A 19735-nucleotide genomic window follows, 5' to 3' on the forward strand; every position below is an offset into this window, starting at 1 on the left:
CTTTAAAATCAACCATGTAATAATGGTCTGATAATTGCTTATCCACTGCGAATTTTATAAAAAGGCGTGCTTAAATAAAAACGCCATATCATTTAAAAATATTATTCGGAGAGCGAAATGGAAGCATTAGTGTCAGCTAATGATGTCTTGTTTGTATTGCTTGGGGCCATTATGGTGCTGGCAATGCATGCCGGTTTTGCATTTTTGGAAGTCGGTACCGTACGTCAAAAAAACCAGGTCAACGCCCTGGTCAAGATCATGGTGGATTTTTGTGTGTCTACCATTGCCTATTTTTTCATTGGTTACAGCATTGCCTACGGCATCAACTTTTTCAGTGGTGCGGATGTGCTGGCGGCAAAAAGTGGCTACGACCTGGTCAAGTTCTTTTTCCTGCTGACCTTTGCTGCTGCCATTCCGGCCATCGTGTCCGGCGGCATAGCCGAACGCGCCAAGTTCAATCCGCAAATGGCCGCTACCTTCCTTATTGTCGGCTTCGTCTATCCCTTTTTTGAGGGCATTGCCTGGAACAACCACTTCGGTTTCCAGGATTGGTTAAAAGCCAGCTTTGGCGCCGGTTTCCATGACTTTGCCGGTTCCATAGTCGTGCACGCCATGGGCGGCTGGATCGCCCTCGCCGCAGTGATGCTGTTAGGTGCGCGTAATGGCCGCTATACCAAAGAAGGTAAATTGCATGCATACCCGCCTTCCAATATCCCGTTCCTGGCGCTAGGTGCATGGATACTCACCGTAGGCTGGTTCGGCTTCAACGTCATGTCTGCCCAGTCCATACAGAATATCTCGGGCCTGGTAGCGGTCAACTCATTGATGGCATTGGCTGGAGGCACCCTGGCCGCCTTGGTTCTTGGTAAGAATGACCCTGGCTTTGTACACAACGGCCCTTTGGCGGGCCTGGTCGCCGTCTGTGCCGGTTCAGATGTGATGCATCCACTAGGCGCACTGGTTACGGGTGGCGTGGCAGGTGTCATTTTTGTCTGGGCATTCACTGTGACGCAAAATCGCCTGAAAATCGATGACGTATTAGGGGTATGGCCACTGCACGGTTTATGCGGCGCCTGGGGCGGAATCGCGGCCGGTATCTTTGGTAGCGCCAGTTTGGGCGGTATGGGTGGCGTCAGCTTCGTCAGTCAATTAATAGGCACATTGGCCGGTATCGTCATTGCATTAGCAGGCGGCGGTATTGTGTATGGATTGCTGAAAGCTTTGGTTGGTATCCGCCTGGATAAAGAGTCAGAGTTTGATGGTGCGGATCTGAGCATACATAAAATCCCTTCTGTGTCCGTAGATTAGTTGTATTGCATCGCTACAGAAGACCTGCCTGATGGCAGGTCTTTTTTTATGAAATATCCTGTAGCCGAAAAAGTATCTCCTGCAGGATTCACCGCTCAGGTATCATCAGGTCATCGTAAATGGCGCATACGGCTGATTGATGGCACCCTCCACTAAAGAACTCATACAACTGGATACATCGGCGACGCAGCCTATTCATCTGCAAATTTACAACCGCTTTAAAGCCGCCATTGAGAGCAACCTGCTTAAAGATGGGGACCGCATTCCTTCAACCCGTACGTTGGCGAGTGAGCTGGCTGTGGCCAGGGGGACAGTGGAAAGTGCTTATGCCATGTTGCTGGGTGACGGCATCTTTGAATCCAGGGGCCAGTCCGGAACTTATGTTTCCAGTCTGCTGCGCAAGACATCTACAAAGAAACTGAGGACGGTGTCTCCACCGACCTCGTCCCGCGCCACACAGACTGCTAATCTTGAGCTGGCGCCTTCGATTTCGCATGTCTACCTGCCAGGCTGCCCGGCGTTTGATGCCTTCCCCAGGAAAGTATGGGCCCGATTAAGCGGCCACCGCATGCGCAGTTTGTCAGCCGAAGAAATGCGCCTGAAAGAACCGCAAGGTTATGCGCCGCTCAGGCAGTCGATTGCTGCTTATTTGCGGCTTGCACGCGGAGTGGTGTGTGAGCCGGATCAGATATTCATCACTAACGGCTATCAGGGCGCGCTGGATTTTTTAAGCAAAGTACTTAAATTCCAGGGTGAAAGTATCTGGATGGAGGATCCCGGTTTCCTGCTGGCGGCCATGTTACTCAAAGACCTGGGCGCGAATATTGTGCATGTGCCGATTGATGACGAGGGCCTGATCGTCAGTGCAGGTATTGCGCAGTGCCCGGATGCCAGGCTGGCGATTGTGACACCTTCACATCACAGTCCGCTGGGCCTGACGTTATCGGCAGAGCGACGCATGAAATTACTGGAATGGGCGAGCCAGAAAAACGCCTGGATTATTGAAGACGACTACGATGGTGAGTTCCGTTATTCCGGTTACCCGCTGCCTTCCCTGAAAAGCCTGGATCAATACGACAGGGTGATTTATGCGGGCAGTTTCAGCAAAACTATTTTCCCTTCCCTGAAGATCGGTTATATCGTGGTGCCACCCGGCCTGGTCGATGCCTGCCAGGAGAAAGCCTTCATCTACCAGCGCGGGTTTTCGATCACCTCGCAAATGGTGGTGAATGATTTCATCACTGAGGGGCATTTCTCCCGCCACCTGAAAAAGATGCGTGATTTATACGCCCACCGGCGGGAGCTCACCAGCAAGGCGCTGGTGGATGTAATGGAAGACCATATCCAGGTCAGCTCGCACAAGAATGGCATGCACTTCGTGGCCGCGCTGGATAAACAATATGCCGATACGGCAGTCTGTACTAACTTCAACCAGCTTGGTTATGGCATACACCCCATTTCAACATGGACAGTAGGTGCGACGCACAATGGTCTGATCATAGGCTTCACCAATGTGCCTAACAAGAGAGTGGCTGAAGAAACCGCAATCAAGCTCAGGAACAGTTTTATCGCCGGCTAAATCCCTGTCACCCAGCGCTGGGCGATGGCATTTAACGTTTGGTAGGCCTGGTCTAGCACTTCTTTTTCGGAAACCACGTCGTGATTATCCAGTGGTTGCACATCTACAAAAACAGGGTCATCAGCGCCCATAAACGAAAAGGCGGATGACAGCGCCGGACGCAGTGCATCCATCTTTTCCCAGGGGCTGCCCGGACCCAAATCTGCTCCTCTTGTCGTGATGAATAATACTTTCTGTCGCGATAAATTGCCGGTGCTTGTGCCGTCGGCGTTCACGGTATAGGTAAGGCTGGATCGCACCAGGTGGTCAATCAAAGCCTTGAAACCCGAAGGCATGGAAAAGTTGTGCATCGGCATGGCACATACCAGCATATCTGCCATCAGGGCGCGTGCGCATAAATTGTCAGAGTACGATAATGCCTGTTTCATGACGAGGCTGCGATCTGCAGCCGGGGTATACAGGGCTTCTATAAAGGCATGGTCAATGTGTGGCGGCGGATTGAGGGAAGTATCAATGTAATCAATTTCTATATCTGTAATGCGTTGCCTGAGTTGCTGAATAAAGTGAGCAGATAGCATTTTTGAACTGGAATGCGTACGTTTCGGGCTGGCATCTACCTGCATCACTCGCATTCCGTCATCCTTTTATAAAGTGTAGGCAAGTTGCCGGATGACTTTTCAATATCATCCGGCATCAATAGGCGATCAGTCGACAGGCATCACAGCTGGCTTGTTTTTATCTTTCAGCAGTAACACCACGAATTTTGCCGGTTTGGTCTTGCTTGCGTTGCGGCCTACGGTATGTATATCTTGCGGGCCTTCATAAAAGCTTTGGCCGGGGCTCAAGGCGATTTCTTTGCCGCCTTTGACCGCCATCACGATATTGCCTTCCAGCACATACACAAAACAGTGTGCCTCGTGTTTATGCGGCGTTTCCACTTCGCCGGGTTTGTAGTTCACGGTGAGCATGATCACTTCCTTGCCCGGCAGATCACTGAGGTCTTTGTTCATGACCATAGTGAGGTCGGGCTGGTCATGACTGCCCTCATGGGCAATCACAGCAGTGGTGGGGAGTAAAGCCAGTGAAACCAATAGTGCTTTAAGCATTTTCATGATGAGTATCCTTTTCAAATGGGTAATAGATCAGCGCGATTACTTGAATGTTCTGGCTGGATCGGCCAGCCAGGTATCCAGGCGGGTAGTACCAGTCAATGTGTGATATTCAGGCGTGAGTGTGGTGTCATCAATCTTGAAGGTTTGCACATACAATGCGCTTTCATCGGTCACCACTTCACGGCTATCCTTCTGCGCGACCAGTGCTCTGCGGGCAAATTCACTGAGTGCGATTTTTTCAGGTCCGGCAATATCGACTATCCCGTTGTAAGGCTTGCCGCCGGCGATCCCGGCGATGGCGGTTGCCACATCAATCGCAGCAATCGGTTGCAGTTTTGCCGAAGGCAGGCGCACGATATTGTCAGCAGTGGCGGCTTGAGCAATCAACAACACAAATTCATAAAACTGCGTCGCACGCGCAATCGTGTAAGGAATACCAGATGCTTTAATCAGGCCTTCCTGTTTCAGTTTGCCCTGGAAATAACCCGAGTTCTGCAGCTTGTGGGTGCCGACCACCGACAGCGCGATGTAATGCTTGATGTCTTTGTCTTTTGCCGCGGCAATGATATTGCCGGTTGCTGTTTCAAAGAAGGTACGCGCGACATCATCTTCGAAGCTTGGTGCATCCGTGGTATCGATCACAATATCGGCATTGTGCAGGATAGCGTCCAAGCCCTCACCTGTGACAACGTCTATACCCAGATTGCGCGAAGCTGTGATGGCCTCGTGCCCTTGTGCTTTCAGCACTTCGACGACCTTGCTGCCGATTAACCCTGACCCGCCAAATACAACTGCTTTCATGTCTCTCTCCTAAATATTATTTAAATGAATAAAACTGCACGACAAGAGGCATGGTAAAGAAGAGCAGGGCGTGGCTACAGAGCCATCATTTGCAGAAATGCATAGGCCATGATGCGGTGTGAAAGTCTAAGCGTTAATCGCAGGCAAAAAAAAACCTGCCGTCAGGCAGGTAAATTAGTCGGGGATATGCACATCAGGAAGGGACAGTTTTTTTAAAAACCAGCTTGAGTGCCTCTGGATTATCCAGGCTGAGAAAATGGCCGGCACCGGCAATGGTTTGCAATGTGGCTGTAGGTAATTGATTCAATGTGCGCGATCTTTCCTGTTGGGTTGACCAGTCGAACTCGCCATATACCAAGATCACAGGGCATTTCACCTGCCGATAAAACTCATGGGATTTAGACCAGCTCCGCCAGTTTTTCAGGATATTCCTGCCAAGATATGTGTAGCCGGGGCGGTGACCCGTCTGGTCAAACAGCTTCATAAGCCAGCCTGGTATTTTCCTGATATTCGTTACGCCGCCATTCATCACCAGGCTGAGGAAGAAGCGGTTTTCCAGGGCGGCAAAAATCGCCCCATGGACAGGAATGGAATAATTCCACAACATGAAGTTGGCAATAAGGTTGCCGCGACGGATGCCATCGGCATAGCGGGTTTCATAGTCGTAAGTGTTTACGGCAAACACCTGCTTGATTTTCTCCGGCAGGGTGGCTGCGATGGTGAGTGCGAGCGTCGCACCGATGGACTCACCGACCAGCGTCAGGTTGTCAAGCCCTAACTGGTTGATGACTTCAATCAATGCATTCCTCAGATATGGTTCGTCATAATTCATCGCTTTGTGGATGGATGACAGGCCATGCCCAGGCAAGTCAACTGCGTAAACCGTGTAGTTTTCTGCATAGAATGGAATCACTTCGCTAAAAAACTCGATCTGCGTCCTGATAGTATGCATCAGTAAAAGCGGCGCGCCTTGGCCGGTTTTTATGACACGTATGGTTTCTCCATTGGTCAGTTTGATGAAGTGTTCTTCGCCATTGAATTTCAAGTCTTTTGGTGCATCATTCATTTAGTTTCCCCTCTTGAATACTGGTTGGTTTAATTGCCACGTTGTTGGTAAAGCTGCCGCCATCAAAAATAGTAGCGTTTGAAAATAACTGATGCATTGACGCCGCCGAAGCCAAAGCCATTGGATAAGGCATACTCAATCTTCTTAACCAGCGGCTGTTTGCCGACGATGGTGAGACCGCTGGCGCGTTCGTCAGCGTGTTCAAGATTAATGGTTGGCGGGCAGTATTGGGTTTGAATCGCTTTAATAGTGAATATAGCCTCCAGCCCGCCCGCTGCGCCTAGCAAATGGCCGGTGGAAGATTTGGTGGCACTGATAGCGGGGGTAAGCTGCATTCCAAATACACGCTTGATCGCCGCCAGTTCACCGGCATCACCGACAGGGGTGGAAGTGGCATGCGCATTGATATGATCTATCGCAGCTGGCTCTAGTCCTGCCTGATTTAATGCTATCGACATTGCCCGTGCTGCGCCGGCACCATCTTCCGGGCTGGAGGTGATGTGGTAGGCATCGGAGGTGGTGCCGTAGCCGACCAGCTCAGCGATGGGCATTGCGCCCCTTGCAATAGCATGTTCATAAGATTCAATCACCAGAATGCCGGCACCTTCACCCATGACAAATCCGTCACGCTGCTGATCAAATGGCCTGGATGCCCGTTCCGGGGCATCTGCAAACCCGGTGCTTAACGCTTTTGCGGCAGCAAACCCGCCCAGGCTGACTTTATCAATGCAGGCTTCGGCACCGCCGCAAATGACGATGTCTGCCTCATTGGTGTGGATTAACCGGGCCGCATCGCCAATCGCCTGCACGCCTGCTGCACACGCAGTGACCGGTGCGCCCAGCGGCCCCTTGAGTTGATATTTTAGTGCCACCTTGCCAGCGGCAAGGTTGACGAGGAATGACGGAATGGTAAAAGGCGATAACCGGTCAACGCCTTCCTGCTCGCCTTTACGCACGGCCTGTGCAATCGCCGGAAAACCGCCAATACCGGAGGCAATAATGGTGGCGGTGCGCTCGCTTTCAGCATCGTTGTTTGGATGCCATCCCGCCTGTTTAATCGCTTCTTCTGCCGCGATCAGGGCAAACTGGATAAACCTGTCTATCCTGCGCAACTCCTTGGCGCTGATATGCTGTGATAAATCCAGGCCGCAAACCGGATCAGCCTCTAATGGTTTTACCCAGCCGGCAATATTGACCGGGCTGCCGTCTGCCAAGGCATCAGGCAAGGTTGAGATGCCGGACTTTCCTTCCAGTAAATGCTTCCAGGCTAATTCAACACCTGTGCCTAGCGGGCTGACCACGCCCATTCCGGTAACAACAATTCTTTTCATAGTAATGACCTTAATAACTTTTCCACATTAACGGGTGTCAAATAGTGCCGGTTGTTTTCGCCAATAACTGTCTGGGATGCGTATTGATCGGAAAACACAGTAAGCCGGTGATCAGCGCCAGCGTGATATGGATGGCGTAGATGCGATGAAAGTCGGCGATCTGTAATTCTGTTTTGGCTAGCAACAACACGGTCAGCGAAACGCCTATGACAGTGCCTATCTGGCGCACGGCATGATTGATGGCGCTACCCACCGCATAATCTTTGGCGGGTAAACCAAATACGGAGGCAGCGGATAATGAAGGGATCACTAGGCCTACCGATAAGCCGCTCAATATTAAACCTGGCAGCCACTCAGTCAGGTAGTCGGGGCTGGCATCCGGTACCAACATGAACCACAGGCTACTTAAGGCGTAGGTGATGGTGCCGGTAATCAATAAGGGTCTATGGCCTATTTTTGAGGCAAGCTTGCCTGAAAGAATCGCAGTCGGTACCACGGTTAACGGGCCCGGCATAATAGCTGTGCCTGCCATGGACTGGCTGAAATGCCAGATATTTTTCATCCAGAAAAAGAATGAGAAAAACATGATGGCAAATGCGATGGCAAATACAAACCCTGCAATATTGGCAAACAGGAAGGTGTCGCTCTTGAACAGGCTTAACTCAAATAAGGGCTCAGGGTTAGACTTTGCCCAAGGGATGTAACTGAGTAACAGGGCCAGGCCGAGTACTACGATACTGAGCAGTTCTACAGCAGACCAGTGAGCAGAGTTAAGTTCGACCAGACCGAATGCGATCGCACCGACGCCTGTCATCAGTTGCAATATGCCTACCCAATCCAGGCGTAATTTATCCCTGGGCTGGATCGATTCCTGCAAAGACAAGGCACTTTGCCAGATACAAAATAAGCCAATCGGGATATTGATAAAAAATGCCCACTGCCAGCCGCCTATGTCAATAATCAATGAGCCTATCCCTGGACCCAGGGCCGCTGCCAGGGCGCCTACCGCACCCCAGGCGCCCATGACGATCATGCGTTTTTCCCGTGGGAAAGCGTCAAGCACGATGGCCAGCGCAGCAGGGGATAGCAGGCATGCGCCTATCGATTGCACTATCCGCGCAATAATTAGAAAGCCGACATTGGGGGAAGCGCCGCAGGAAAATGACGCGCTGACAAACAGCAACACACCTAGCATAAAGACTTTTTTCCTGCCGAATTTATCTGCGATCCCCCCGGCCGGAATAAGCATGGCCGCATATACAATTGAGTAAGCATTCATCGCCCAGGACAAATCAGCGGCGGTCGCACCCGGGAAGCTGCGCAGGATATTACTGAAGCCTGCATACAGAATGGTGGTATCCAGCGATACCATGAAAATAGCGATACAGGCAATCGCGAACACGCGCCATCCGTTTGGCGTGGCTTTGTCCGGCGGGCTGTATGTGGCTTCAGTAGCTGTCATATATTTCTCGTATGATCGTGAATGAAACAAGCCACCACTGCGGGTGGCTTTTGCAGTTAATGATTCAGGAAATAGTTGGCGGTGTTAACGAAGCTGTCGTGATACTGAAAAATGGAACCGTGGTTTGAGTCCGGGTACAGCACTAACTGCGCATTTTTAATGTGTTTGTAGAGTGTGATCGACCCTGCGGTGTCCAGCATGGTGTCATTGTTTCCGGTCACCACCAGTACCGGTTGCTGGATGGCGGTAAGCGTTTTGTATTCCGGATCCGGCGTGCTGGTCCATATGATCAGCGCTTTGCCATGCGCATCGGCAATCTCTTTACCACTCTCAGGGTCACGGTCTTTGGTTCTGGCGTAGACGCGGGATAAAAATTCAGCGCCCGCTTTTTTGCCGGCATCGCTTTGCGAGAAGAACAGGTAGTCACGCGGGTCAGGTGCGTTGGCTCTTGAAAATGCCTCATTAAGTACTTTCATGAGATTGTTGCCACCACCCTGGTGAGTGGTCCCCGCCAGAATCACTTTATGGATGAGTTCCGGATGTTGCGCAGCCAGTTCTTGCGCAACGAACCCGCCCAGTGAAAATCCCAGCAGGTCGACTTTTTTGTAACCGAGCGCCTGGATAAACGCATAAGCATCAGTGGTCATTTGTGCGACATTGTCAGCAACAACACCATCAGTAGCACCCACGCCCCGGTTATTAAAGACCACCACCGGCCTTGTTTTTGCAAAGGCATTGACGACTGCCGGATCCCATGCGTCCATGGTGCCGGTGAAGTGCTGCAAGAATACTAAAGGCGTACCTGTGTTAGGGCCTAATGCGCGATAGGAGAATTTAACGCCATTGGCTTCTATAAATTGTGTGGGCGCGGTTTCCAACTTGTCAGCCGCTGATGCGAGGCCGGGTTCTACCACTGAAAATGTTGTCGCGATGAATAGTAGTGATTTGATAAATTTGTGCATGAACAGCTCCTTTTTGAATACGATATTGACAAGATTTTTATATTAAATACCAATCGGTATATAAATAATATTCAGCAACACTTGCCTTGTCAATCTTTTTTTGTAACAATTGGTATATTATTTATTTGAAAGAATCCAGCATGACTATCGAGACCAAGAAATTACGAGGGCGTCCACGCGTGTTTGACATGGACGAAGCTCTTGATAAGGCCCTGCAGATTTTCTGGCAAAGAGGCTATGAAGGTGCGTCACTTGCTGAACTGACCGAAGCCTTAGGCGTCAATAAGCCCAGTTTGTATGCAGCTTTCGGTAACAAAGAAGAGCTGTTTATGAAAGCGTTATCAAAATACACCACTGGCCCGGTGGCGTTTGTGCGGGACGTGATCCATGAACCTACCTCATATGCCGTGGCTAAGCGTTTTTTATATGAAGCAGCCGATTTTTTAAGCCAGCCCTCACACCCTAAAGGCTGCATGATTGTGCAGGGCGCGTTATCAGGTGGCGAAAGTGCCGAAATGGTTAAAAAAGTGCTAATACAATATAGAACCGCATATGAAAACTTGCTGACCAAACGTTTTGAGCAGGCGAAACAGGATGGTGACTTAGCAAACGATGCCGATCCGCATGCGTTGGCGAAGTATCTTGCCACCTTGCATCAGGGCATGTCGGTGCAGGCGACCAGTGGGGCTTCTAGTGAAGAGCTGAAGGCAATTGCTGACCTGGCACTCAGTGCATGGCCCAATAGTTAAGGCATTTAAGAAATGCACCACCGGCTGTGCATTAAATAGTCATTAGGTGGACTGAGCAGCTATTCAAATGCTGCTTCTGAGTGTTGATGCAATGCTCAGGCGCAACGGATGTTCAATGGGAAAAAGCTGAGAAATAAAAACATGTTCAGCAGCTTAAGTTTGATTGGTGGTATCAGGATTTGAAATATGTCTGGTAAAGCGGTTGAAGGACACTGAAATCTCTAACTGGATGGTGTAGCAAATTTTACCGTGAATACGACTTCGCCAAGCTCGCTATCGTAATGATAGATAATCTCGCCATTGTGGGCTTTGATGATTTCATTTGAAATATACAGTCCCAGACCCATGCCGGTTTTGTTTCTGTCATTCTGTTTTGATAAACGCTTGAACGGATCAAACAATATTCTGGTCAGTTCCGGTTCAATTTCTTTGCCTTTGTTTTTCACGGCCAGTGTGATCACACGCTCATGTTGTTGCAGGGTGATCTTCACTGGCGTACCGACCTCACCATGGTGACGGGCATTGCTGATCAAATTGGCGATCACCTGGCTGATCCGGTCAGGGTCGACATGAGTCGTGATCTCGGAAATATCCGGGATGATTTCTGAGTTTGGGTAACCGACGCGGTTTTCTTCGATGATTTCGCTGAGCAATGAGGTGAGGTTGGTTTCGATCAGGCTGACCCTGAGACCAATGCCGCCATCAAGCTTAGCCATATCCATGACATCGGTGATCAGGCGGTTCATTCTGCCTGTAGAACTTTTGATGCGCGCCCGCATTTTGGAAGCACCTTCCTGATGCTCCATGAATTGATTGGCCATGCTGATGGAGTTTAAGGGATCTCTCAAGTCGTGCCCCAGGATCGCCATTAGCTGCGTGCGTATGCGGTTATTCTCTGCACTCTTGGTGTTGGATACTCTCATCAGATCCAGTTGCAGGTCTTTGGCAACTTCAATATCAGATGGTGTCCAGGCTTCGCATTGCCCTTTGACTGTTTGTTTCCACTCATCAAATGATCCCCTCGGGGTCAGCCTGGCCCCCAGCGGGCCTACCTTGTATTCCTTTTCAGGGAAGCCGGACCAGTTGATGGTATGCACCTTTTCCATGCGCAGGTAAATGATCCAGCTGCGATGGCTCCTGTCGATACAAAATCCCAACGCACCTGTCAGGCCATTGCCTGCGGTTAAGAAAAAGTCAGGGGCGTCCTGGATGGCACTGAACTGGAAATAGTCCTCTGGCAGCGTCTCTATCCAGTTCACCAGCTCGGTGGTCAGCTCATGGCTCACACCTGCCGCGTTCACCTTGCCATTAAAGCTGATCAACAAGCCATCCGCCTGAATGATGTTTTTTAGCGAATCGGCACTTGCCAGTAAATCCTGAACGTAATCTTCAGAGTTGATCAGCTTTAACGATAACTGCGCGCGCTCTGCCGAGGTCAGCACTTTCTGTTCGGCAGCCACCTTGGTTTCCAGCTGGTTGACTGTGCTGCCCAGTATCTGGCACAGCACATCGCAAGCCATGCGTATAGAGTAAGGCACTTGCTTCGCAGACATATGGTGGCAGGCAATCAGCCCCCACAGGCGGCCATTGACCACGATCGAAATACTCATGGAGGCACCCACGCCCATATTCTGCAAATATTCAATATGAATGGGTGACACACTGCGTAATATGCAGTGGCTCATGTCTAGCAGCGGCCTGTTGCCAACACTCAAAAGGGGGATAGGTGTACTCGCCACATCCGAGATCAGGCGTAGCGTATTTTCAATATACAGCCGCCTGGCCTGCGGCGGAATATCACTGGCCGGATAGTGGCGGTTGACCAGCGCATCCAGGTCTTCGCGTTTTGCTTCAGCCACGATGTGCCCGCTGTCGTCCTGGTGAAACACGTAGGACATGACCCTGTCAAAGCCGGTCAGCAGCTTGACTTCTTTAGCTGCCGCTTGCAGCACCGCCTGTATGGTTTTTTGCTGCCGGATAACGTTGAGTGCCTTCTGCACTTTGACAGAAAAAGAGATGGTGTCATCGTCTGCCTGGCGCCTGCCTTCAAATTCGGCAATCACGATCTCTGCATACATATGAATCACCAGGTCATAGACCTTGTGGTCAGCCGCATGCAACTCGTGACTGATCAGTATCGCCTGGCCATTTCTGGCCTCTTCAAGATATTGCAGGATCAAGGTAGCTGCGCCTGGAATGGCATCCAGATGAATATCCTGCAAGCTGGTAGGCAAAGTCCCCAGAATACAGGCTGCATTCTCGGTGAAGTAGAGCAGGTCACCACTCAGTGCAAAGCCCAGCAACGCTCCATTAGGCTGGATAGCGCCAGGCGTATGGATAGGCTCTTGATCGCAGTTATCTAGAGTGACTTGAGTCATTGGGGTTGAAGAGACATCTCATGCAGTGTGATATATCGCTGGAAAGCCCATATTGCGCCTTCCTGGGCACTTGCCAGCTCGCTTTCGGTCCAGTGATGCGAATCCAGTTTCAGCAGGAACTGTTTCCATCTATCTTTACCGTGCATCATAGCATCCTGCATGAATGACATCGGCGCAACAGGGAACATCCTTGAGGCCTTATTGTAAAGCATCGCGCTTCCCAGTGCGGAACCCTTCACTACATATTCAATCCCCAGGCAGCAGGCGGCATCAAGCTTGATCGGATTCGCAGTGAGAGATGCAGGGGCACGGACTTCCAAACCCATACCCTGCAAATCATCTTCCAGCAGTTTCATTGCGTTGGCGTTTATTGCCCTGAACTCTTCAGCGGGCAGGCTGCTTCCGGCAATGAATCTATCAATGTCTGAAAGCCAGTGTTTGAACCCCAGCAAATGCTGTGAGTAATCTTCAATGGAAGGGTTAGCTGCAGCTAATGGCAGGCTCGCATCTAATTGCTTGTGCAACTGTGCCGTTGCATTGCGTAACAGAGGCAAAACCTTGAGTGAGGTCATTGTGATCATGCAGCAAGATGTAGCATAGGGTGGATTATTATTGCAATAATAATTATGGGAAATAAAATTAATGCACAAGCATTATTTTAATGAGTAATAATAACCAAAAAACCAGAAAAAAACACCAAGGCAAAATATGCTGATTAATCAATATCAAATAACACTGTTAATCGTCTCTATTCTCGTTGCTGTTTTTGCTTCCTTCTTTGCTGCTAGTCTAGCAGAAACTTTCTCAAAATTAACCGCCTATGTGGCGATAAGGTCGCTGGTATTTCGATTACAACATCGCTTATTTTACATGTGGCTGCTCCGGTTAACTCAAGTGCTGGTTCTGGGTGGGGTTCATTCCACAGGGATGGCGGCTACGCAAAGTGCAAATCAGGACAGCCTGGCTGCACTGGTCATCCTGGCTACTTTCGGAATTTTCACGATTGCCATCATGGCATCGCTTTTTAAAACCAGGTTCACCTCCAGGTCACAGGTTGAAACGCTGGTCAATGAACGTCAGGAACTATTGCAAAGAATACGTGCGGCAACTGACTTGGCTGAGAGTTTGAGACTGCAGAATGAAGAGTTACTCAAAAGCTCGGAGGACCGCAAGCGTCTTTACGAAACAATATTAAGTACTATCCCTGATTTTGTATATGTATTCGATTTTGGCGAGGTTCATCATTACTTTGCCTATGCCAACCAGGAATTATTGAAAATGTTTGGCCGCACGTATGAAGAAACGGTAGGCAAGACTTTCCTGGAGCTAGGATATGAGCCCTGGCATGCAGAAATGCACGACAGGGAGATCGATACCGTACGTAAAACCAAAAAGCCACACCGTGGCGAAGTGTTTTTCACCGGTACGTTTGGCCGACGCATGTATGACTACATTTTTGTGCCGGTATTTGACGAGCGCGGCGAGGTGAAATATGTGGCAGGCACTACCCGCGATGTGACTGATCGTTACAATGCGCAAGAGCAGCTGAAACAAAACGAAATTGTGTTAAAGCAGAATGAAACCACCCTGCGTGAAGCCGACAGGCGCAAGGACGAGTTTCTAGCCATGCTGGCACATGAGTTGAGAAACCCGTTAGCCCCCATCAGTAGTGCCGCCCACATTATGTTTTTGAGCCAGTTCGATCAGGCAAGAGTGCAAACATCCACTGAGATTATTCAGCGGCAGGTCAAGCATATGGTAGGACTGGTCGATGACTTGCTGGACGTATCCAGGGTAAATCGCGGCCTGGTGGTGATTGAAAAAACACCACAAGATATGATTGCGGTGATTTCCGATTCGGCAGAGCAGGTCCGGCCTCTAATCGATTTCAAGCACCAGCGTCTCTCCATTCAACTGGCGCCGGGCCCAGTCATGGTCTTAGGGGATTTCAAACGGCTGGTACAGGTGGTTTCCAATCTTTTGAACAATGCAGCCAAATATACGCAAGAGCGGGGCAACATCACTTTGAGCCTGAAAACCGCCGGTCAACATGTACATATCACGGTGTCGGATGATGGTATCGGCATTACGCCTGAAGACCAGGAATTGATATTTGATTTGTTTGCGCAGGCAAAACGCAGTTCTGATAGATCACAGGGTGGACTGGGGCTGGGCCTGGCGCTGGTCAAAACACTGGTTCAGCTGCATGACGGCACGGTCAGTTGCAGCAGCCGGGGTTTGGGGCTGGGAAGCGACTTCACCATGGTTTTTCCTCTGCACACCAGCAAACTGTGACAGGTGCATGCAAAGATTTTGTCTGTTTTGCCTTTGTGAACTTATAATACATGTTGATATCCATTAATCATTAATACAATAAATACTGTTATTTCGTATGAGCAAACATCCTGAAAAGCCTTCCCATTCACCTGGATCAACCATAGAAGTCACTGAGTATCATCACGACGCAATTGCCGATCACAAGGATGATATCTTTTTTGCCGCGATTGAAAGCACGCGCATGCCTATGCTGGTGACCGATCCCAGGCAGCCGGATAATCCGATTGTGTTTGCCAACCGGGCATTTATTTCCATGAGTGGTTATAAGGCAGAAGAAATCATTGGCCATAACTGTCGCTTCTTGCAGGGCCCGGATACCGATGTGCATACCGTGGCATCGATCAAGGAAGCCATTGCTTCGCGGACCGAAATTACCACTGAAATCCTGAATTACCGTAAGGATGGATCTTCATTCTGGAATGCCTTGTATATCTCTCCGGTGTATAACAAGCAAAAAGAACTGGTGTATTACTTTGCTTCGCAGCTTGACGTCAGCAGGCGCCGGGATGCGGAGGATGCGTTGACGCAAGCGCAGAAAATGGAAGCGCTTGGCCAGCTGACCGGTGGTATTTCGCACGATTTCAACAATTTCCTGCAAGTGATGTCTGGCCATGTCGATATCCTCAAATTGAAAATAGACAGGCAGCAGGCCGATGACGCATCCATCCTGCGCGGATTGGAGAGCATACGCAGTGCGGTGACAAAAGCTTCTTCACTGACGCAGCAATTGCTGGCTTTCGCGCGCAAGCAACGCCTGGATGGCCGTATCGTCAACCTGAATAATGTGGCGCAAGGCATCAGTGACCTGGTCCTGAAAACACTGGGGCAAGAAATATCATTACAGCGCGAACTTGCCACTGACCTTTACAACTGCCAGCTTGACCCTACCCAGCTTGAAGCTTGCCTGATCAATATACTGGTGAATGCACGCGATGCCATGCCCAGCGGCGGCAAGGTCACTTTGGTGACGGAAAACGTGACAGTTTCTCCAGAAGATATCAGTGCCTACGCAGGCCTGCCACCAGGACGCTACGTATCCATTGCCATCACCGACACCGGCTCAGGTATTCCGCCAGAACTTCTGAATCGCGTCATGGACCCGTTTTTCACCACCAAGGAAGAAGGTAAGGGTACAGGGTTAGGCCTCTCCATGGTATATGGCTTTGCCAAGCAATCCGGGGGCACGGCAACCATTTATTCTGAGTTGAACGTAGGCACCACTGTGCGCATGTATTTCAAGGCCACCGACCAGATACGTCATGCTGATCTAAACGCGGGCAAGAACCCATTAAATCGTGGTGGCAAGGAAACCGTGCTGGTGGTGGATGACAGGCCGGAAGTGTCGGAGTTAGCCATGGAAATGCTGCTGACACTGGGTTACGAAGTCATTGTGTCCAATAGTGCGCTAGAAGCGATCAGTACCACCAAAAAACTCATCGAAAAACAGCAGCCGCCACAATTGCTGTTCTCCGACATCATCATGCCAGGCGGCATCAATGGCATCATGCTGGCAAGGGAGCTACGCAAATTGATTCCCAACCTGCCAGTATTGCTGACTACCGGCTATGCCGGCTCACAGGATAAAGACCAGGATCAAGGGGTTGAGTTTGAAGTGCTGACCAAACCATACAAGATGGCAGACCTGGCCAAAAAAGTGCGGGCAGTGCTGGAAGGGCCTACCGTATTGCAACAGCGGGGTACTTAACGCATAAAAACTGCAACGCCTGACTAAACCCTTTCCATTAAACATAACTCTCGCTCACTTCCAGACGGTTTAATCGTTAGGGAGTGGCAATACATTTTGTACATGAATCTGTAAAAGTTGGCTTAAATTCGCTGATTGATTCAGACTAATCCCTTTCCAGAGCGGCCATTACACTTTCGTCAAATTAAAGTAATCTTTAATTGATATAACGGATCGCACGCGCTTTACAGACTATTATCGCGAACATGAATGCCTTGATATTTTGTCGCTTGAAACCTAATATGCATTCACCTCCATAACAGAGATGGCGCATGAGTACCCGACCGATAGATCATCGCAATACATTTTCGCTGGACGCCCTTAATTTTTTCCTGGCAGATGTACGCGATGGATTAGGTCCTTACCTTGCCATCTATCTGCTGGCTGTGCACCACTGGCAGCCAGCCAGCATCGGTTTTGTAATGACGCTGGCAGGTGTCACGGCACTTGTGACGCAGATACCCGCCGGAGCGCTGATTGATCACACACATCGCAAGCGTGCTGTCATTGCGATTGCCGCGCTGGTGGTGACATTCAGTTGCCTGGTTCTTCCCTTCGTCAGTTCGTTCAGTTTGGTAGCCATCACGCAAACCATGAGCGCGCTGTCTGCCTCAGTGTTTGCGCCGGCCATTGCTGCAATCACACTTGGCATCACCGGTCCGCGCGCGTTCACGCAAAGAACCGGACGCAATGAAACATTTAATCATGCAGGCAATGCCGTTGCAGCGCTCTTGGCTGGCGGCTTTGCCTATTTGTTTGGCCCGATCGCCGTTTTTTATTTAATGGCCGCCATGGCGATAGGCAGCCTGATCTCTGTCAGCTTTATCTCTGCGAACGCGATTGACCACAACCTGGCGAGAGGCGCTGTTGCCAGCACATCTGGTGAAGAACATCTTTCAGGGTTCAGCGTCCTGCTTGCTAACAAGGCGCTGTTGATTTTTGCTATTTGCTGTGCGCTGTTTCACCTGGCAAATGCTGCGATGTTACCTTTAGTCAGCCAGAAGCTTGCCCAGATTAACCTGGCAATGGCGACGCCGCTGACCTCGGCCTGTATAGTCGCTGCCCAGTTGGTGATGGTCCCTATGGCGATGCTGGTGGGGTCCAAAGCAGATACGTGGGGCCGCAAACCGCTATTGCTGGCTGGGTTTATTATTCTTCCACTAAGGGGCGTGCTGTATATAGTGTCTGATGACCCTTACTGGCTGGTCGCCGTGCAGTTACTTGACGGCATAGGTGCCGGTATTTTTGGCGCCTTGTTTCCAATCATTGTGAGGGATCTGACACAGGGAACAGGGCGGTTCAATATAAGCCTGGGCGCGATTTCCACGGTTTTCGGCTTAGGCGCTGCGCTCAGCCCCGGTTTAACGGGCCTGGTGCTGCAAGAGGCAGGCTACAATGCGGCTTTCCTGACCCTGGCTGCCATCGCAGCGGTGGCCTTTATCTTATTATTGCTGGCAATGCCGGAGACCAAAGATAGTTCTCAAGCCAGCACTATCAATGATTGAGTGAAGGCCAATTGAATAGCTGGCCAGGTAAGCTCATACACAGTAATGAGTCGCCAGTCATCAAGCACAGGCGGGCAATTTTATTGAACTTACAAATCGCATGTTCATCATACGGGCTCTTTGTTAGGAAATGGCTTGTGTTTCATTCGTGCAATTCTTTAAATCCCGGTGAAATTCTCTAAACCTCGTTTGCTTCTTTTCTGTAAGTTCAAATAAATATCCTGACTAATCATCTAACCCTTCACAAAGGATAAAAATGAGTAGCTGGCTGCAATACAAATTTCTTAGTTTCACTATCAATGAGTGGCTGTACACACTGTTGATCTTCATGTGCACTTACCTCGCATTGCTGATAGTCTGGAAATTTTCCATCAAAAGAATCTCGCGTTTTAACTTAAAAAACCCGACCAAACTGGGTGATTTAATCACCGAAGTCATGCGCAGTACCAATCAATTCACTTTCGCATTATTTTCATTGTTGTTTGCCATGCACTTCCTGGAGTTGAATACGAAATGGGTCACCCGCCTCGATTACCTTTCCTTTTTAATCATAGGTATCCAGATAGCCGTGTGGCTGAGCAAGGGCATCAGTCTATGGGCTAAAGCTAAAGTGGTCGCTACTGATGGGTCAGCCGAAAATGCTGTTCTGACCACCATGTTATCCTGGATTTTTAAGACGATCGTTTGGTCCATTGCCATGCTCAGCATCCTGGCAAATATGGGCGTCAATATCACTGCTTTCGTCGCCAGTTTAGGGGTGGGCGGGGTGGCGGTCGCCCTTGCAGTTCAAAATATACTGAGCGATTTGTTTGCCTCACTGGCAATAGGCCTAGATAAGCCTTTTGTGATTGGTGATTTCATTATTTTCGGCAGTGTGCTCGGTACGGTTGAGCGCGTTGGCTTAAAAACGACCCATATCCGCAGCCTGAGCGGGGAGCAGATCGTATGCGGCAACACCGAGTTATTGAAAAATACCATTCATAACTACAAGCGCATGGCAGAAAGAAGAGTGGTTTTTGAATTCCGGGTGACTTATGACACAAAAGCAGACATCGTTGAAAAGATACCTGTCATCGTTAAAAACGCCATCACTGCAGAATCCAAAGCCCGGTTTGACCGTGCCCATTTCAAAGGCTTCGGCCTGAGTTCGCTTGATTTTGAAGTCGTATATTACGTGCTGGATAGCAGTTACAACGTCTATATGGATACACAGCAATCCATCAATTTGTATTTGATGCGTGAACTGGAGTCTATGAAAGTCAATTTTGCTTTCCCGACAATGACGCTGGATCTGTCAAAGAATCCTCACCTGAACATGCTATTTCCAGAAAGCGCGATCAGCAATTCGCTGCAATAATCTTTCGGTGAAATACTGGATGCTTTACGCCAGTATTTCTGCTT

Annotated in this window: 16 protein-coding genes; 7 read left to right on the forward strand and 9 right to left on the reverse strand. The window is 49.8% G+C overall.

The features are described 5' to 3' along the window. The first annotated feature begins 117 nt into the window (after positions 1–117). Positions 118–1308: an ammonium transporter gene (locus ACFQ2T_RS13825; protein ID WP_379035418.1), complete on the forward strand. Its 1191-nt coding sequence runs from the start codon at positions 118–120 to the stop codon at positions 1306–1308. Between the two features lie 139 nt (positions 1309–1447). After that, complete coding sequence (pdxR, locus tag ACFQ2T_RS13830) at positions 1448–2887, forward strand: MocR-like pyridoxine biosynthesis transcription factor PdxR (RefSeq protein ID WP_379035420.1); 1440 nt, start codon at positions 1448–1450, stop codon at positions 2885–2887. Here pdxR and ACFQ2T_RS13835 read toward each other — a convergent pair. The 7 genes from ACFQ2T_RS13835 to ACFQ2T_RS13865 all read right to left on the reverse strand — a co-directional run bounded on the left by ACFQ2T_RS13835 (position 2884) and on the right by ACFQ2T_RS13865 (position 9621). Next, the gene (locus ACFQ2T_RS13835) at positions 2884–3519 is read right to left on the reverse strand and encodes an FMN-dependent NADH-azoreductase (RefSeq protein WP_379035423.1); all 636 of its coding nucleotides are present in this window, start codon (positions 3517–3519) and stop codon (positions 2884–2886) included. The genes pdxR and ACFQ2T_RS13835 overlap by 4 nt on opposite strands. A gap of 72 nt (positions 3520–3591) precedes the next feature. After that, positions 3592–3999, reverse strand: coding sequence for a cupin domain-containing protein (locus tag ACFQ2T_RS13840; protein WP_379035425.1), 408 nt, complete (start codon positions 3997–3999; stop codon positions 3592–3594). A 39-nt stretch (positions 4000–4038) separates the two neighbouring features. Then, positions 4039–4800, reverse strand: coding sequence for an SDR family oxidoreductase (locus ACFQ2T_RS13845; RefSeq protein ID WP_379035427.1), 762 nt, complete (start codon positions 4798–4800; stop codon positions 4039–4041). A 193-nt stretch (positions 4801–4993) separates the two neighbouring features. Further along, positions 4994–5866 (reverse strand): alpha/beta fold hydrolase, encoded by an 873-nt coding sequence (locus tag ACFQ2T_RS13850; protein ID WP_379035429.1) that lies wholly within the window; start codon positions 5864–5866, stop codon positions 4994–4996. A gap of 62 nt (positions 5867–5928) precedes the next feature. Further along, positions 5929–7197 (reverse strand): beta-ketoacyl-ACP synthase II, encoded by a 1269-nt coding sequence (gene fabF, locus ACFQ2T_RS13855; RefSeq protein ID WP_379035431.1) that lies wholly within the window; start codon positions 7195–7197, stop codon positions 5929–5931. A 37-nt stretch (positions 7198–7234) separates the two neighbouring features. Beyond that, complete coding sequence (locus ACFQ2T_RS13860; protein ID WP_379035433.1) at positions 7235–8659, reverse strand: DHA2 family efflux MFS transporter permease subunit; 1425 nt, start codon at positions 8657–8659, stop codon at positions 7235–7237. A gap of 56 nt (positions 8660–8715) precedes the next feature. Next, a complete protein-coding gene (locus tag ACFQ2T_RS13865; RefSeq protein WP_379035435.1) occupies positions 8716–9621 on the reverse strand; it encodes an alpha/beta fold hydrolase in 906 nt (301 codons plus the stop codon). Between the two features lie 140 nt (positions 9622–9761). On the opposite strand from ACFQ2T_RS13865, the gene ACFQ2T_RS13870 reads away from it, so the two are divergent. Further along, positions 9762–10370 carry a TetR/AcrR family transcriptional regulator gene (locus ACFQ2T_RS13870; RefSeq protein ID WP_379035438.1) on the forward strand — a complete coding sequence of 203 codons (609 nt, stop codon included), beginning with the start codon at positions 9762–9764 and terminating at the stop codon, positions 10368–10370. 221 nt (positions 10371–10591) lie between these two features. Here ACFQ2T_RS13870 and ACFQ2T_RS13875 read toward each other — a convergent pair whose 3' ends face one another. Beyond that, complete coding sequence (locus ACFQ2T_RS13875; RefSeq protein ID WP_379035440.1) at positions 10592–12748, reverse strand: ATP-binding protein; 2157 nt, start codon at positions 12746–12748, stop codon at positions 10592–10594. Further along, positions 12745–13320 (reverse strand): biliverdin-producing heme oxygenase, encoded by a 576-nt coding sequence (locus ACFQ2T_RS13880; protein ID WP_379035442.1) that lies wholly within the window; start codon positions 13318–13320, stop codon positions 12745–12747. The genes ACFQ2T_RS13875 and ACFQ2T_RS13880 overlap by 4 nt, the downstream gene beginning before the upstream one ends. Before the next feature lie 355 nt (positions 13321–13675). On the opposite strand from ACFQ2T_RS13880, the gene ACFQ2T_RS13885 reads away from it, so the two are divergent. The 4 genes from ACFQ2T_RS13885 (at position 13676) to ACFQ2T_RS13900 (ending at position 19691) form a co-directional block, all read left to right on the forward strand. Further along, positions 13676–15043, forward strand: a complete 1368-nt coding sequence (locus ACFQ2T_RS13885; RefSeq protein WP_379035444.1) for a PAS domain-containing sensor histidine kinase — start codon at positions 13676–13678, stop codon at positions 15041–15043. A gap of 97 nt (positions 15044–15140) precedes the next feature. Further along, positions 15141–16790: a histidine kinase famiy protein gene (locus ACFQ2T_RS13890; protein WP_379035446.1), complete on the forward strand. Its 1650-nt coding sequence runs from the start codon at positions 15141–15143 to the stop codon at positions 16788–16790. Positions 16791–17101: 311 nt separating this feature from the next. Continuing rightward, entirely contained in the window at positions 17102–18334 is a 1233-nt protein-coding gene (locus tag ACFQ2T_RS13895; RefSeq protein ID WP_379035448.1) for an MFS transporter, read from the forward strand. A gap of 256 nt (positions 18335–18590) precedes the next feature. Continuing rightward, positions 18591–19691: a mechanosensitive ion channel family protein gene (locus ACFQ2T_RS13900; protein WP_379035450.1), complete on the forward strand. Its 1101-nt coding sequence runs from the start codon at positions 18591–18593 to the stop codon at positions 19689–19691. Positions 19692–19735 lie beyond the last annotated feature (44 nt).

It is taken from the genome of Methylophilus flavus, assembly GCF_042678905.1.
GTDB lineage: Bacteria > Pseudomonadota > Gammaproteobacteria > Burkholderiales > Methylophilaceae > Methylophilus > Methylophilus flavus.

Bases quoted from the DNA above. Each gene is read 5' to 3' on its own strand.
- ACFQ2T_RS13880 (WP_379035442.1), bottom strand. From the start codon at position 13,320: ATGACCTCACTCAAGGTTTTGCCTCTGTTACGCAATGCAACGGCACAG.
- ACFQ2T_RS13900 (WP_379035450.1), top strand. From the start codon at position 18,591: ATGAGTAGCTGGCTGCAATACAAATTTCTTAGTTTCACTATCAATGAG.
- ACFQ2T_RS13860 (WP_379035433.1), bottom strand. From the start codon at position 8,659: ATGACAGCTACTGAAGCCACATACAGCCCGCCGGACAAAGCCACGCCA.
- fabF (WP_379035431.1), bottom strand. From the start codon at position 7,197: ATGAAAAGAATTGTTGTTACCGGAATGGGCGTGGTCAGCCCGCTAGGC.
- ACFQ2T_RS13895 (WP_379035448.1), top strand. From the start codon at position 17,102: ATGAGTACCCGACCGATAGATCATCGCAATACATTTTCGCTGGACGCC.
- ACFQ2T_RS13890 (WP_379035446.1), top strand. From the start codon at position 15,141: ATGAGCAAACATCCTGAAAAGCCTTCCCATTCACCTGGATCAACCATA.
- ACFQ2T_RS13870 (WP_379035438.1), top strand. From the start codon at position 9,762: ATGACTATCGAGACCAAGAAATTACGAGGGCGTCCACGCGTGTTTGAC.
- ACFQ2T_RS13850 (WP_379035429.1), bottom strand. From the start codon at position 5,866: ATGAATGATGCACCAAAAGACTTGAAATTCAATGGCGAAGAACACTTC.
- ACFQ2T_RS13845 (WP_379035427.1), bottom strand. From the start codon at position 4,800: ATGAAAGCAGTTGTATTTGGCGGGTCAGGGTTAATCGGCAGCAAGGTC.
- ACFQ2T_RS13885 (WP_379035444.1), top strand. From the start codon at position 13,676: ATGGCGGCTACGCAAAGTGCAAATCAGGACAGCCTGGCTGCACTGGTC.
- ACFQ2T_RS13865 (WP_379035435.1), bottom strand. From the start codon at position 9,621: ATGCACAAATTTATCAAATCACTACTATTCATCGCGACAACATTTTCA.
- ACFQ2T_RS13835 (WP_379035423.1), bottom strand. From the start codon at position 3,519: ATGCGAGTGATGCAGGTAGATGCCAGCCCGAAACGTACGCATTCCAGT.
- ACFQ2T_RS13825 (WP_379035418.1), top strand. From the start codon at position 118: ATGGAAGCATTAGTGTCAGCTAATGATGTCTTGTTTGTATTGCTTGGG.
- pdxR (WP_379035420.1), top strand. From the start codon at position 1,448: ATGGCACCCTCCACTAAAGAACTCATACAACTGGATACATCGGCGACG.
- ACFQ2T_RS13840 (WP_379035425.1), bottom strand. From the start codon at position 3,999: ATGAAAATGCTTAAAGCACTATTGGTTTCACTGGCTTTACTCCCCACC.
- ACFQ2T_RS13875 (WP_379035440.1), bottom strand. From the start codon at position 12,748: ATGACTCAAGTCACTCTAGATAACTGCGATCAAGAGCCTATCCATACG.